This is a genomic window from Cupriavidus sp. CPT47-8839-RL05A, from assembly GCF_058792255.1.
This window is the reverse complement of record NZ_JBYTEG010000029.1, coordinates 60,479-74,452: the sequence shown is the minus strand read 5'-3', so window position 1 is coordinate 74,452 and position 13,974 is coordinate 60,479. Positions and strand designations below refer to the sequence as shown.

General features: G+C 69.7%; 11 protein-coding genes. 4 read left to right on the top strand and 7 right to left on the bottom strand.

Features of this window, described 5'->3' with window-relative positions:
• Window positions 1–10: 10 nt before the first annotated feature.
• From AC3WVS_RS28260 to AC3WVS_RS28240, 5 genes are read right to left on the bottom strand one after another with little or no spacing between them, the layout of a single operon-like run.
• Window positions 11–1,009, bottom strand: coding sequence for an acyl-CoA dehydrogenase family protein (locus AC3WVS_RS28260; RefSeq protein ID WP_492321275.1), 999 nt, complete (start codon window positions 1,007–1,009; stop codon window positions 11–13).
• Between the two features lie 39 nt (window positions 1,010–1,048).
• The gene (locus AC3WVS_RS28255) at window positions 1,049–2,209 is read right to left on the bottom strand and encodes an acyl-CoA dehydrogenase family protein (protein WP_492321274.1); all 1,161 of its coding nucleotides are present in this window, start codon (window positions 2,207–2,209) and stop codon (window positions 1,049–1,051) included.
• 40 nt (window positions 2,210–2,249) lie between these two features.
• Window positions 2,250–3,239 carry a tripartite tricarboxylate transporter substrate binding protein gene (locus tag AC3WVS_RS28250; protein WP_010811713.1) on the bottom strand — a complete coding sequence of 330 codons (990 nt, stop codon included), beginning with the start codon at window positions 3,237–3,239 and terminating at the stop codon, window positions 2,250–2,252.
• A 50-nt stretch (window positions 3,240–3,289) separates the two neighbouring features.
• A complete protein-coding gene (locus tag AC3WVS_RS28245) occupies window positions 3,290–3,751 on the bottom strand; it encodes a MaoC family dehydratase (RefSeq protein WP_492321273.1) in 462 nt (153 codons plus the stop codon).
• Window positions 3,748–4,971: a CaiB/BaiF CoA transferase family protein gene (locus AC3WVS_RS28240; protein ID WP_492321272.1), complete on the bottom strand. Its 1,224-nt coding sequence runs from the start codon at window positions 4,969–4,971 to the stop codon at window positions 3,748–3,750. Before AC3WVS_RS28240 ends, AC3WVS_RS28245 begins: the two co-directional genes overlap by 4 nt.
• Window positions 4,972–5,077: 106 nt before the next feature.
• Between AC3WVS_RS28240 and AC3WVS_RS28235 the strand changes: the two genes are divergently transcribed.
• Window positions 5,078–5,968 (top strand): LysR family transcriptional regulator, encoded by an 891-nt coding sequence (locus tag AC3WVS_RS28235; protein ID WP_011616764.1) that lies wholly within the window; start codon window positions 5,078–5,080, stop codon window positions 5,966–5,968.
• A gap of 19 nt (window positions 5,969–5,987) precedes the next feature.
• Here the strand turns inward: AC3WVS_RS28235 and AC3WVS_RS28230 are convergent, their stop codons facing one another.
• Window positions 5,988–7,184: a helix-turn-helix transcriptional regulator gene (locus AC3WVS_RS28230; RefSeq protein ID WP_492321271.1), complete on the bottom strand. Its 1,197-nt coding sequence runs from the start codon at window positions 7,182–7,184 to the stop codon at window positions 5,988–5,990.
• A 350-nt stretch (window positions 7,185–7,534) separates the two neighbouring features.
• Entirely contained in the window at window positions 7,535–9,871 is a 2,337-nt protein-coding gene (locus AC3WVS_RS28225) for a mechanosensitive ion channel family protein (RefSeq protein ID WP_492321270.1), read from the bottom strand.
• A 264-nt stretch (window positions 9,872–10,135) separates the two neighbouring features.
• Between AC3WVS_RS28225 and AC3WVS_RS28220 the strand changes: the two genes are divergently transcribed.
• From AC3WVS_RS28220 to AC3WVS_RS28210, 3 genes are all read left to right on the top strand, one after another.
• Entirely contained in the window at window positions 10,136–10,918 is a 783-nt protein-coding gene (locus tag AC3WVS_RS28220) for an SDR family NAD(P)-dependent oxidoreductase (protein ID WP_035825028.1), read from the top strand.
• A gap of 75 nt (window positions 10,919–10,993) precedes the next feature.
• On the top strand, window positions 10,994–12,577 hold the full coding sequence (locus tag AC3WVS_RS28215) for a fatty acid--CoA ligase (RefSeq protein WP_492321269.1): 1,584 nt from the start codon (window positions 10,994–10,996) through the stop codon (window positions 12,575–12,577).
• Window positions 12,578–12,724: 147 nt separating this feature from the next.
• On the top strand, window positions 12,725–13,963 hold the full coding sequence (locus AC3WVS_RS28210; protein WP_492321268.1) for a TetR/AcrR family transcriptional regulator: 1,239 nt from the start codon (window positions 12,725–12,727) through the stop codon (window positions 13,961–13,963).
• The last annotated feature ends 11 nt before the right edge of the window (window positions 13,964–13,974 follow it).

The window sequence follows — 13,974 nt, the reverse complement described above, 5'->3', positions numbered from 1 at the left end:
GCCCCGCCGCTCAGGCGGCGGGCGCGGGCTCGCACCATTTGCGCACCAGTTCCACCGCGTTGCGGCCGGCGCTGGCGCATACCTGCTCGCCCAGCACCCGGCTCCACCAGCGCTCCGAACCGTCCGCCACCCGCCATGCATGCAGCCGGCGCGTATAGAGCTGCAGGTCGTATTCCTCAGTGATCCCGATGGCGCCGTGCACGGCGTGCGCGATGGCGGCCACCGGCGTGACCGCGTCGCTGGCGCGCAGCTTGCCGATGGCCGCGCGCAGCCGGTCGGGCGTGCCGGTGCCGCTGTCGCAGGCCAGCTGTGCGGCCACGCGTGCGGCGGCGACATGCTCGGCCATCTCGCTGACCTGGTGCTGGATCGCCTGGAACCTGCCGATGGCGCGCCCGAACTGCTGGCGGTCGTTGGCGTACTGCAGGGTCAGGTCGAGCACGTGCGACAGCGCGCCGGCCAGCTGCGCCGTGTGCAGGCAGGCGCCCAGCGTGCGCAGGGTGCCGGCCGGCAGTGAAAACGCCGCTGGCGCCGAGGCGTCAGGGCGCGGCACGCGCAGCGTCAGGTCGTGATGGGCGCCGGTCGCTTCGGCGCGGGCGTCGGCCGCCGGCAGCAGCAGGCAACGCTCGCCGTCCTGCAGCAGGAACCACTGCGCATGGCGGGCGTCGGCCACCAGCGCCGCGGCGGCGCCGTCTTCAAAGCCGGCGAGTGCGACCGGGCCGGCGGGCAGGGCAATGCCATGCGCCTGCAGCAGCGCGCGCGCAAAGATGGTCTGCGCCAGCGGCAGCGGCAAGGCGTGGCGGCCGGTGACAAAAAGCACCGGCGCAAGTTCGCGCAGCGGCAGCGCGGCGCCGCCGGCGGATTCGGGCAGCAGGCAATCGGCAAAGCCGCTTTCCAGCAGCGCTTGCCACAGCGGCTGCGGGTCGGCCCGCTGTTCCAGCGCGCGCACGGTGGCGGGCGGGCAGCAGTCGCGCAGCAGCGCGTCGAGGGCGTCGGAATAGGCGTTATGCATGGGGTATCTCGTTCAGGATGGCGGTCGACGGGGGCGGATTCAGCGCAGGCCGAGCCCGCGCGCGATCATGCCGCGCAGGATTTCGCGGGTGCCGCCGCGCAGCGAGTACGACGGCGCGATCTGCGTGACATAGGCCAGGGTGCGGTACAGCGCCCCATCGGCCGCCAGCGCGGGTTCGTCACCGAGCGCGGCTTCCACCAGCGCCGGGATCGACTGCTCGAAGGTCGTGCCCAGGTCCTTCACCAGCGCAGCCTCCACCACCGGGCTTTCACCGGCGGCCAGCCGCGACGTGACGGCCAGCGACATGGCGCGCAGCACCGCCAGGTGGCCGGCGAGCCGGCCCGCGGTCACCGTGTCGCGCCGTGCCGGCGGCAGCCGGCGCATGGCGTCGAGCCAGGTGTCGAGCAGCACCACGCTGGAGTAGAGGCGCTCCGGGCCGCTGCGCTCGAACGCCAGCTCGGCGTTGACCTGCTCCCAGCCGCTGCCTTCCTGGCCGACCAGCGCGTCCGGGGCCAGCGCCACGTCGTCGAAGGTGACTTCGGAGAAGTGCGCGTCGCCCGCGAGGTCGTGGATCGGCCGCACCGTGACGCCCGGTGCGTGCAGGTCGACGATGAACTGCGACAGTCCGGCCTGCCGGTCCTGCGGCGTGCCCGAGGTGCGCACCAGCGCGATCATGAAGTGGCAGCGGTCGGCATTGGTAGTCCAGATCTTGCGGCCGTTCAGGCGCCAGCTGCCGTCCGCCTGGCGCACCGCGCGCGTGGCCACGCTGGCCAGGTCGGAGCCGGAGTTGGGCTCGCTCATGCCGATGCAGAAGAAGGCCTCGCCGCGGCTGATCGCGGGCAGGTAGCGCGCCTTCTGCGCGTCGTTGCCGTAGCGCAGGATCAGCGGGCCGCTCTGGCGGTCGGCGATCCAGTGCGCCGACACCGGCGCGCCGCAGGCCAGCAGTTCTTCCACCAGCACGAAACGCGAAAACGGATCCAGGCCCGCGCCGCCGAACTGCGCCGGCAGCGTGATGCCGACCCAGCCGCGCGCGGCCAGCGCCCGGCTGAAGGCGGCGTCAAAGCCCATCCACGAGCGCGCGCGCGTTTCCGGCGGCAGCGCGGGCAGGTGCTCATCGAGAAAGGCCCGCACCTCGCCGCGGAACGCCACGGCGTGCGGCGGCAGGGAGGTCAGGCCGAAGGTGGAAAGCAATGCGGTCACGGTGAAATCCTGTGTCTGGTATTGGCTGGTGGCAGCGGTCTCAGTCCAGCGTCGCGCCGGAATCCTTCACGACCTTCTGCCAGCGCGTCATTTCCGCGCTGAGGTAGGCGGCGTAGGCCTCCGGGGTCGATCCGCGCGGCTCCGCCCCCTGCGCGGCCAGGCTTGCGCGCGTCTCGGGGTGGGCCAGCGCCTTGGTGGCGGCGGCATTGAGCTTGCGCACGATCTCGGCCGGTGTCCTGGCCGGCACCATCATGCCCTGCCAGGCGCCGACCTCGAAGCCCGGCTGCACGGTTTCGGCAAGGGTGGGCACGTCCGGCAACTGGGCGCTGCGCGTGGTGCTGGTGACGGCCAGCGCGCGCATACGCTTGTCGCGGATGAAGGGCAGCGATGAATTGATGGTGTCGGCCATGAACTGCACCTGTCCGCTGGCCAGGTCGGTCAGCGCCGGCGCGCTGCCCTTGTAGGGCGCATGCACCGCCGACAGGCCGTTGGCCTGCAGGAACATGAAGGCCGCCAGGTGCGTCACGTTGCCGTTGCCGGCCGAGCCGTAGGTGAGCTTGTCGGGGTTGGCCTTCAGGTACTGGATGAACTCTTTCACGTTCTGTACCGGCAGCTGCGCGTTGACCTCCAGCACCAGCGGCACCATTGCCGTCAGCGCCACCGGCGCGAAATCGCGTTTCACGTCGTAGCTGAGCTTGCGGTAGAGCGCCGGGCTCAGCGCGATCGACGAGGTGTTGTACAGCACCGTATAGCCGTCGGCCGGCGCCTTGGCGACGATCTCCGCGCCGATATTGCCGTTGGCGCCGGGGCGGTTGTCGACCAGCACCTGTTGGCCGAGCGTCTCGCTCATGCGCCGTGCGATCACGCGCGACACCAGGTCGGTCGGGCCGCCCGGCGGGAACGGCACCACCATGCGGATCGGGTGCGACGGGTAGGCGGCATCGGCGGCCGCCGCCGGCTGCGCCAGCATCGCCGGCAATACGATGGCTGCCGCGGCAGCCAGTGTCGTGATGAAAGTCTTTGCCTTCATGTCTTTGTCTCCTCCGTCCATGCAGCCACGCGGCGGATGCCGCCGTGGGTTCAGCGTCCCGCCAGCAACCTGCGCGCGGTGTAGGTCATGACCTGCTCCCCGCGCTGGTTGAACACCTCGATGCGCGAATCCACCACCGCCCGGCCGTTGCGCGAAGTGGGGCGGATGCCGGTCACGGTCACAGTGGCGTGGATGGTGTCGCCCACCACCACCGGCGCGTGGATCTGCTGCGTGAGTTCCAGCATGGCCAGCCCGGTGCCCTGGATCATGGTCTGCAGGATGAAGCCCTCGATCAGCGTGTAGGTCAGCGCCGCCGGCACCGGCCGGCCCTGGATGGCGCCACCGTCATAGCCGGCTTCGATGAAGATGGCCTCGACCATGCCGGTGACGGAGATGAAATTGACCAGGTCGGTCTCGGTCACGGTGCGGGCAAAGGTGCGGAAGGCCTGGCCCTCCTGCAGTTCCTGCCAGTAGAAGCCCTGGCCGAGGCGGGGCAGTTCTGCATGCTTCATGGTGTCTCCTTGACGGGTGCGCAGCGTGCGGCACCGCTTAGTTGCAATTGCGCGATCGCTTCTGCGGACAGTCCCGCCTGCGCCAGCACGCTCGCGGTATGCTCGCCCAGCCGCGGCGGGATGCCCAGCGGCGCGCGCTGGCTGTCGAAGCGCACCGGCGCGCCGGGAAAACGCAGCGTGCCCATGGCCGGGTCTTCGACGGTTTCGAAGAAGCCGGTGGCGGCCAGGTGCGGATCGGCCGGCAGGTCGTCGAGTTCATTGATGCGCGCCACCGGGATCTGCAGGCGTTCGCACAGCTCCACCCAGTGCGCGGTGGTCTGTCCGTGCACGATTTCGCCGGTGAGCTCGTACAGCGTCTCGATATGCCGCGTGCGTGCCGCGATGTCGGCAAAGCGCGCATCGGCGGCCAGCTCGGGGCGCCCGGCGGCTTGGAAGAAGTCGCGCCAGTGCGCATCGGTGTACGGCATCATGCAGACATCGCCGTCGGCGCTGCGGTACGGGCGGCGCAGCGGCGCCAGCACGCGCGGATAGCCGCTGGGGCCGCGCGGCGGCTCGAAATGGCGGCCGTAGAAATGCTCGACCAGGTTGAAGGCGACCATGGATTCGAACATCGGCACTTCGACCAGCGTGCCGTGGCCGCTGCCGCCATCGGCATTGCGCCGCGCGCGCCCGGCCAGCGCCGCGCAGACCGACAGCGCGGCCACCAGCCCGCTGGTCTTGTCCGCGGCAATGGCGGGGAAGTAGCGGCTGTCGCCGGTCTGCGCCGCCATCAGCGCGGCATTGCCGGACAGGCCCTGGATGATGTCGTCGTATGCCGGGCGGCCGCCATAGGGGCCATCCTCGGCAAAGCCGAGCAGGCTGACAAAGACCAGCTCCGGGTGGCGCGCCCGCACGTCGTCGGGCGCCAGCCCGAGTGCGGCCAGCTTTTGCGGGCGCATGCTGTGCATCAGCACGTCGGCGCCGGCCAGCACGCGGTCCAGCGCGGCCTGCGCGGCCGGCTGCTTCAGGTCCAGCACCACGCTGCGCTTGCTGCGGTTCACGCCCAGGAAAATGGCCGCCATGCCGGGCTCGGCGGCGGGGCCGGTACGGCGCGTGGAGTCGCCCTCGGGCGGCTCGACCTTGATCACCTCGGCGCCCAGGTCGGCCAGCCACTGGCTGGCATACGGCCCCATCACCACGGTGGACAGGTCGACCACGCGGATGCCTGCAAGCGGCAGCATGTTGTCTCCGATCTTGTTGACTGTGGGGCACAGGGTAGATCAGCAGGCGAGGCTTGGTCTAATATTAGTTTTTTAGAAATCGATATTCACAGGATATTAACAAGCCATGGACTTCCGCCAGCTGCAGCAGTTCGTCGCCCTGGCCGAGACGGGCAACTTCCACCGCGCCGCTGAACGCCTGCACATGGCGCAGCCGCCGCTTTCCATTTCCATCCGCAAGCTCGAGGACCAGCTTGGCACGGCGCTGTTCGTGCGCACCTCGCGCGGGGTGCGGCTGACGCAGGCGGGCGAGGCCGCGCTGCACGATGCGCGCCGTGCACTGTTCCATGCACAGCAGGCACGTGCCGCCGCGATCGCCGCGGGGCAGGGCGAGCGCGGCGCGCTGCGCATCGGCTTTATCGGCTCGGCGACGTATGCGCTGCTGCCCAAGCTGATCCCGGCGTTCCGCGCGGCGCATCCCGGCATCGAGCTGATCCTGCATGAATCCACCACCGCCGCGATCCTGGACCGCCTGGAAAAGCACCAGATCGACGCCGGCCTGGTGCGCTTCCCGATCCTGAACACCGGCAACTATTCGCTGACGCCGCTGGAAAACGACGTCTTTGTCGCGGCGGTGCCGGCTGACAGCCCGCTGGCAGGCGCAGACGCCATCCCGCTGCGCGCGCTTGCGGACGAGCCCTTCATCATGTATCCGGCGGCGCAGGTGCCCAACCTGCACGCGGTGGCCATGCTGCTGTGCCAGCAGGCGGGCTTTGTGCCGCGTGTCACGCAGGAGGCGGTGCAGGTGCAGACCCAGGTCAGCCTGGTCGAGAGCGGGCTTGGCGTGGCCCTGGTGCCGAGCGTGGCGGCGCGCTACGCCAACCGGCGCGTGCGCTTCCTGCCATTGTCCAGCCCGCGGCCGGCCGGGCGCATCGGCATTGCGCTGGCGGCGCGGCCCGATGACGGCGACCGCCAGGTGCAGCGCTTCCTCGCGGCGGCGCAGGCGGCGGTGAACTGATGGGGGGTGGTGCGGCGCCTCAGGCGGCGCGCGGGCGCGGCGCGCGCGGCCGCACAGCCGGGGTCACGCCGGCGCGCTCCAGGTTCACGCCCGGCAGCAGGTGCAGCAGCCGCACCAGCTCTGACTGGCGATGCGTGCCGGTCTTGCGCAGCGTGTCGCGGATATGCACGCGCACGGTGTGGGGCGAGAGAAATTCGCGCTCGGCAATCTCGTTGAGGGTTTCGCCGGCAGCCAGACGGATCGCGATAATGCTCTCCTTGCGCGACAGCCCGAACAGCGAGGTCAGCACGCCGGCATCCAGCACCGAGCGCGATTCCGAGTTGCCGAACAGCATCATCGCGGCCGGCAGCTGCCACGGGCCCTCCACCGGCTGGCGCGATACCAGCGGCGTGACGATGATCGGCACCGGCTGTCCGCCGGAAGTGATGTGCATCCAGGAGCCGGAGGCCGCCTCAGTGCCGCGGGCGCGCATGGCACCGTCTAGCAGCTTGCGCAGCACCGCCTGCAGGGTCTCGCTGTGGGCGCGCAGCACGCCGCCCTGCAACGACAGGTGGCCGTCGGCCTGCACCAGCGCCTCGGCCCAGCTGTTGGCATAGCGCACGCGCAGGTCGGCCTGCAGCACCATCACGCCGAAGTCCAGCGTATCCAGCCCGGCCAGGCCCAGGCTGGCCAGTCCGCTCAGCTCGAAGTTGCGCTGCTGCATCCGTGCCGCGCGCACCCAGTGCGGCATCACGTGGGCCAGGCGCCGCTCGCGCTGGCCCACGCTGATGCTGCCCGCGCTGGTGCCGCTCATCAGCACGCAAACCTCGGCGTTCTCGATCAGGCGGATGCCTTGCTCCAGTCCGCTGCAGGCCAGCGCAGCCGTGGCCGCATCCGCCATGCCGCCATGGTGCGAGGCCACCAGCGCGGCGGTACCGTCGCAGGCCAGCGCGGGGGCGTCATCGGGGGTGCAGCAAGCGCCCGCATGGGGCAGGTCGAGCGGACCGGGCAGCCAGTCGGGCATGCTGGCGCCGCTGGTGAAGCAGCCGTGCGGGGTCACGCCAAGGCGGGCGTAGCCGGCCAGCTTGTCCCAGATCAGGTAACGCGGGCTGCCTGTGCAGGTGTATCGGGAAAAGAGGTCGAGGGCGGCGGGCATGGCCGCAACGTCCAGCGCGGACTCGTAGATTGAGTCGACCAGACGATGGAAGTCCTCGTCCGTAGTCGGGTGTTCGCCCATGTTCAGATCCCCCCGGTGGCAAACGCCTATTGCTCTGCGCCACGGCAAGTGGCTACATCTTTTTGTGTTATCGGTTCCGTTCTGGCGTTCTGTATCTGCGCCGATACGGATGCTGCTGGCGGCGCGCATTGTCCCGTCATGTCCGCCGTAACGCAATCATGCCAAACAATGTTGTTTGTTTTATCCCCCGTATCGGGGGGGAAAATACGGATTGCACGGCGTAACTCCCCAGCCAGGCCAGGCAGGGGCCGTTATCATGCCGGGGCGCGATGGTAATACGCTTGAGGAAAACTTCAAAATCCTCGACGCGGAAACAGTCCAGCGTTTCTCCCATGCCACAGCAGCGCTGGCTATTGTGGCGCAGGGCTCACGTCCTCCTTGCCCGCCAGCTGCGCGACCCCGCCATCCACCTGGATCGTCAGGCTCGGCGATGCCATGCGGATGTCGTTGGCGTCGAAATTGCGCTTGAGCCGCGCATTGAAGGCGCGCGTGATCTCGGCCTGCATCAGCGGCCGGGTCTTGAACTGTGCCATCACCACCGGGCCGTTCGGGTCGAACCGGTCCAGCCCCAGGATGTCCAGCCCCGACATCAGGTTGCGCGCGTAGCGATGGTCGCGCGCCAGTTCGGCGCCGGTGGTGCGGATCAGCTCCAGCGCCTGGTCCAGGTCGCTCTGGTAGGTGATGCCGATGTTGAACACCGCGTAGCCATAGCCGCGCGACAGGTTCTTGACCGCCTTGATCTGGCTGTACGGCAGCGTGTGCAGCGCGCCGCGGCCGTCGCGCAGCTTGACCGTGCGGATGGTCATGGCTTCGACCACGCCGGCGTGGTCCGGCAGCTCGATCGAGTCGCCGATGGCGATGGAGTCCTCGACCACGATGAACAGCCCCGTGATCAGGTCCTGCACCAGGCTTTGCGCGCCAAAGCCGATGGCCAGGCCGACCACGCCCGCGCCGGCCAGCAGCGGCGTCACGTTGACGCCCAGGTTGGCCAGCACCGCGATCACCGTGATCACCAGCAGGCCGATGAACGAGGCGTTGCGCACCAGCGGCAGGATGGTCTTGGCCCGCAGGCTGGGCTGCGCGCCGCGTCCGTGCGCCGGCGACAGGGATTGCATGATGGCGGTGTCGATCAGCAGCCAGACCAGCCAGGCCAGCAGCACGGTGCTGGTGACGCTGAAGACCGTCTCGGTGAGATGGCGGCCCGCGGCGGAGGACTCGGCCAGGCGCACCAGCGAAGTGCCCCAGACGCGCATCACCATCTCGATGAAGACCGCCCAGATCAGCACGCGCACCAGCGCCAGCGCAAAGCGCCCGAAGCGCTGCAGGTAGGCCGAGCGGCGGCGGTCGCGGATGCGCGGCGCGCGCGCGGTGGCCTTGGGCGAGTGCCCCACCACCATCGTCAGCAGCAGCCCGGCGAGGAACAGCGCCACCGATGCCACCGTGCGGCGCAGGAACACATCCGCATTGCCGGTGGCCAGGATGGTGCCGACCACCGATGCCACCACCACCGCCAGCACCGGCAGGTGCCAGGCCTGGCCGGCCAGCCGCAGCAGGTCGGTCACGGCTGGCCGGGCCTGGCGGAAGGCCAGCGGCCGCTGCCCGATCAGCTGGCCGATCTGCCGGCGGAAACACAGCGCGAACGCGCCGATGCCCAGTGCCGCGGCGATATTGGCCACGGTGGCCACCAGGGCGCACAGGTTGGTGCCGAGCACGGCGATCACGCGGCTGTCGGTGGCGCCGTCGCCCAGTGCCGCCAGCGCCCCCGTGCAGAACAGCAGCCACGGTGAGTGCGCCAGCAGCTGCCGCACCGCCAGCTGCCGGTGCGCGGTGCGGAACAGCGTGAAGATGACCTGGCACACCGCTGCCGCGATCGCACCGGCCACGATCGCATACGCGACCAGCACGGCGGCGACGCTGGCCGGCGATTGGGCATACACGTGCTGGGCCAGCAGCACCGTCAGCCCGAACGCGACTACCCAGGGCCCGATATGGCGCAGCATGAAGACGCCGACGTCGACCCACGACGGCAGTTCGGGCAGCTTGCCGCGCTCGGCGCGCGTGGGTTTGCCCGCGCGCCGGCGCCGGATGCGGTGGCCAATCTCCCACAAGGCCCCGCCGCTCACCGCCCAGACTGCCAGCACCAGCGCGAATTCACGCAGCGAGGCCAGCGCCGTGCGGGTGCCGTTGTGGCTGAGCGCGGCGTGCCATTCCTCGCCCGCGAAGCGCGTGCGCCAGCGCCAGAACTGCCACGGGCCGCGATCCTCGCGCAGATGGGAATCGACCTCGTCCAGCACTTCAGCGACGGCACCAATCAGGCCGGGCGCGGAGGCGCCGGCCGCGGCTGCCGCGGCGGAGGCGGGCGCGGCCCCGGAGCCACCCAGCCCCTGGCGCATGGTTTGCAGCTGGCCGACCAGGGCGCGCCGCTCGCCGTCGTTCTGCAGCGTTGCGATCACCTGGTCCAGCGACTGCGCCAGCGGCACGCTGGCGGCGGGTGCGCTGGCCGGCGCCGCGGGTTTCTCCGCCTTGCCCAGCAGTGCCGCGAGGGAGCCGGCCGGGGTGGCGTGCGCCGGGATGGCGCACAGCAGCGTCAACAGCGCGGCCAGCATGGCGAGCGCACGCAGCACCGGCTGCAGTGCGGCATGCCAGCGGGGCGCAGGGGTGGGGGCGTGGTGTTCGGGTTTGTGCATGGTTCGTAGTCGGTTGCCGGTGCCGGGCGGCGCCGGAATGGCCGTCGATCGCGTCACTGTAGCGCATCGGTTGCGCCGGGTGCCGGAGCGCGCCGCAGGCCCGCGCCATCCTCATTCGTCGCTTCGGACGATGCGTCGCAACGGCCGATCCACGAATCTTGACCCCACTCCGGTACAGGCGATTCTTGCGCCTGCCGGCTTCATCAAACCGCGGGGCCGCGCTGGATCCGGCCAGGCCAGGAACAAGAGACAAGGGAAGACGAGATGGAACTCAATGCATCGGTATCGGCAGTGGTGACGGGTGGCGCTTCGGGCCTGGGCGCGGCGACGGCACGTGCGCTGGCAGCGCAGGGCGTGCGCGTGGCGCTGTTCGACCTCAACGTGGAGAAGGGCGAAGCGCTGGCGCGTGAACTGGGCGGCGTGTTCTGCCAGGTCAACGTCACCTCGGAGGCCGAGGTCGAGGCCGGCTTTGCCAAGGCGCGCGCCGCCATCGGCCAGGAACGCATCCTGGTCAACTGCGCCGGCACCGGCAACGCCATCAAGACCGCCTCGCGTTCCAAGGAAGCGCCGGACCAGATCAAGCATTTCCCGACCGATGCCTTCGAGCGCATCATCCAGATCAACCTGATCGGCACCTTCCGCTGCATCGCGCGCTCGGCCGCGGGCATGCTGACGCTGGACAGCGCCGGCGGCGAGCGTGGCGTGATCATCAATACCGCGTCGGTGGCGGCGCAGGACGGCCAGATGGGCCAGGCCGCGTACTCGGCATCGAAGGCGGGCGTGGTCGGCATGACGCTGCCGATCGCGCGCGACCTGGCGGGCGAAGGCATCCGCGTCAACACCATCCTGCCAGGCATCTTCAATACCCCGCTGCTGCAGGGCGCGGCAGAGAACGTCAAGGCCGCGCTGGCCGCTTCGGTGCCGTTCCCCAAGCGCCTGGGGCAGCCGGAAGAGTTTGCCTCGCTGGCCGTCGAGATGTGCCGCAACGGCTATTTCAACGGCGAGTCGGTGCGCCTGGACGGCGCCATCCGCATGGCGCCGCGCTGAGCGTAGCGCCGGCACATCGTCATGGCCGGGCCCGCGCACCGCTGGTCCGGCCACTATCAGAATCAGGAGACGCGGATGGACTTCAGCTATCTGACGACACTGCCCCACGCGGTACGCCACTTCGCGCGCCTGCGGCCCGAGGCGGTGGCGTATGCGTTCGAAGGCCGGCAGACCACCTATGCCGGGTTCGAGCGGAACACCAATCGCGTGGCACAGGCCTTGCTGGCTGAAGGCGCCGGGGTCGGCGAGCGCATCGGCTATATCGGCAAGAACAGCGACCACTATTTCGAACTGCTGCTTGGCGCGTCCAAGATCGGCGCGGTGATGACGCCGGCCAGCTGGCGCCTGGCGCCGCCCGAGGTGGAATTCATCCTCGGCCATTGCGATGCCGTGGTGCTCTTCGTCGGGGCGGAATCGGCGGCAATGGTCCGGAACCTGCTGCCCGCGCTGCCGATGGTGCGCAAAGTGGTGGTGATGGAGCCGTGCGCCGGGCAAGACGACTGGCAGTGCTACACCGACTGGCGCGATGCGCAGCCGGACACGCCGCCCGCGCACCAGCCCGCCGCGCATGACGTGCTGCTGCAGCTATACACGTCCGGCACAACGGGCCGGCCCAAGGGCGCGATGCTGACGCACCGCAACCTGACCATCGGCACCGAAGTCAGCGAGCGCGAGAACGTGCTCTGGTCGCACTGGGTCGCCGACGATGTTTCGCTGGTGGCGATGCCGGTGGCGCATATCGGCGGCTCCGGCTGGGGCCTGCGCAACCTGCTGTCCGGTGCCAAGGGCGTGGTCGCGCGCGAGTTCGATCCGCGCGCGGTGCTCGACTTTATCGAGCGCGAACGCATCAGCAAGCTGTTCCTGGTGCCGGCCGCGATGCAGATCGTGCTGCGCGACCCGCGCGCGCGCCAGGTGGACTACTCGCGCCTGAAGTACCTGCTGTACGGCGCCGCGCCGATTCCCGCGGCGCTGCTGCGCGAGGGCATCGAGGTGTTCGGCTGCGGCTTCGTGCAGCAGTACGGCATGACCGAGACCACCGGCACCATCGTGGCGCTGCCGCCCGAGGACCACACCACCGAGGAAGTGCCGCGCATGCGTGCCGCGGGCAAGCCGCTGCCTGGCGTGGAGATCAAGGTGGTCGACTATGAAGGCCGCCAGCTCGCGCCCGGCGAGGTCGGCGAGCTCGTGGTGCGCTCGCAGCACAACATGGCCGGCTACTGGAAACAGCCCGAAGAGACCGCGCGCACCATCGACGCCGAAGGCTGGCTGCACACCGGCGATGCGGGCTACATGGATGCCGAGGGCTACCTGTACATCCATGACCGCGTCAAGGACATGATCATCAGCGGCGGCGAGAATGTCTATCCGGCCGAGGTCGAAAGCGCGATCTACGGCCACCCGCAGGTGGCCGACGTGGCGGTGATCGGGGTGCCGGACGAGAAGTGGGGCGAGGCGGTCAAGGCCATCGTCGTGCTCAAGCCGGGGCAGGCCCCGGACCAGGCCGGCATCATCGCGTGGACGCGCCAGCGGCTGGCGGGATTCAAGGTGCCCAAGAGCATCGAGTTCGTCGAGGCGCTGCCGCGCAACCCGTCGGGCAAGCTGTTGCGGCGCAAGCTGCGCGAGCCGTTCTGGGAAGGGATGAACCGGCGCGTGAACTGACGCCGGCATGCAGCAAGCAAAAGCCCGCCGTCACTGGCGGGCTTTTGCTTTGGCGGGCGGGGAACGGGGCGCCCGCTATAATCCGCGCAGGCACTGTGCCGCCTTACCACGTCCACCCGCAATATTGCGCGACCATACCTTTCAGCCATGTCCAAGGACCCCGCGCAAGCCCGCCTGACCCGCCGCTATGTCGAAAAGCGCGAGGCCATCCTGGACGCCGCCGCGCGGCGCTTCAACCACCAGGGCGTACGGGGCACCACCTTGTCGGATGTCGCCGAGGACGTGGGCCTGAGCACCAACAGCATCACCTACTACTACCGCAAGAAGGAAGACCTGGTGGTGGCGTGCCTGCTGCGCACCATCGGCGAGATGGTGGACATTGCCAGCGCGGCCCAGCAGCAGCCGGCGCCGCGCGACCGGGTGGAGGCCTTCATCGCGCTGTTCTTCGAGCGCCTGGCGCGTACCGCCACCGGCGAGCGGCCTGAGCTGATGAGTTTCCGCGAGATCCGGGCGCTGCCGGACAGCCATGCCGATATCGCATTCGACGCCTATACCGACATGTTCCGCCGCATCCGCCAGCTGCTGCGCGAACGCCCGCCGGCCGATCCGGCGCAGCGCAGTGCGCTGAGCGCGCGCGCCCACCTGCTGCTGTCGCTGGCGACCGGCGCGATGTCATGGGTGGAGCGCTATGAGCCCGAGGACTATCCGAAGGTGGCGCAGACCGTGGTCGACGTGCTGCTGCACGGCATTGCCGCGCCGTCGGCCCGCTGGCATGCGCAGATGGACGTATCCGCGCTGCTGCCGGCGCCGGACAGGCCCGAGACCACGCAGGAGGCCTTCCTGCGCGCGGCGACCGAGCTGCTCAACGAGCAGGGCTATCGCGGCGCATCGGCCGATCGCATCTCGGCGCGGCTGAACCTGACCAAGGGCGCGTTCTATCACCACAACGAGAACAAGGACGACCTGATCTCGGCCTGCGTCGACCGCATGTTCGCAGTGATCCGCAATACCCAGACGCTGGTGGAAAACGGCCCCGGCACCGGCTGGGACAAGCTGTGCGCGGTGTCGCGGGCGCTGGTGCAATACCAGTTCTCCAGCCAGGGACCGCTGCTGCGCCTGACCATCTATGGCGCGCTGCCCGAGGACATGCGCAAGGAGAAGATGCTGACCATGAGCCGGCTGTCGGCGCGGATCGTGCGCTTCCTGGTGCTGGGCATGCAGGATGGCTCGATCCGGGCACTGGACCAGTCCATTGCCGCGCTGCAGGTCAACGGCATGATCAATGCCGCGGTGGAGTTGTCCCGCTGGGTGCGCGACGCCCACGCGGACAACGCCGCTGACCTGTTCGTGCGGCCGTTGCTGATGGGCATCCTGTCGGAGCCCTGAGCGCTAGCGCA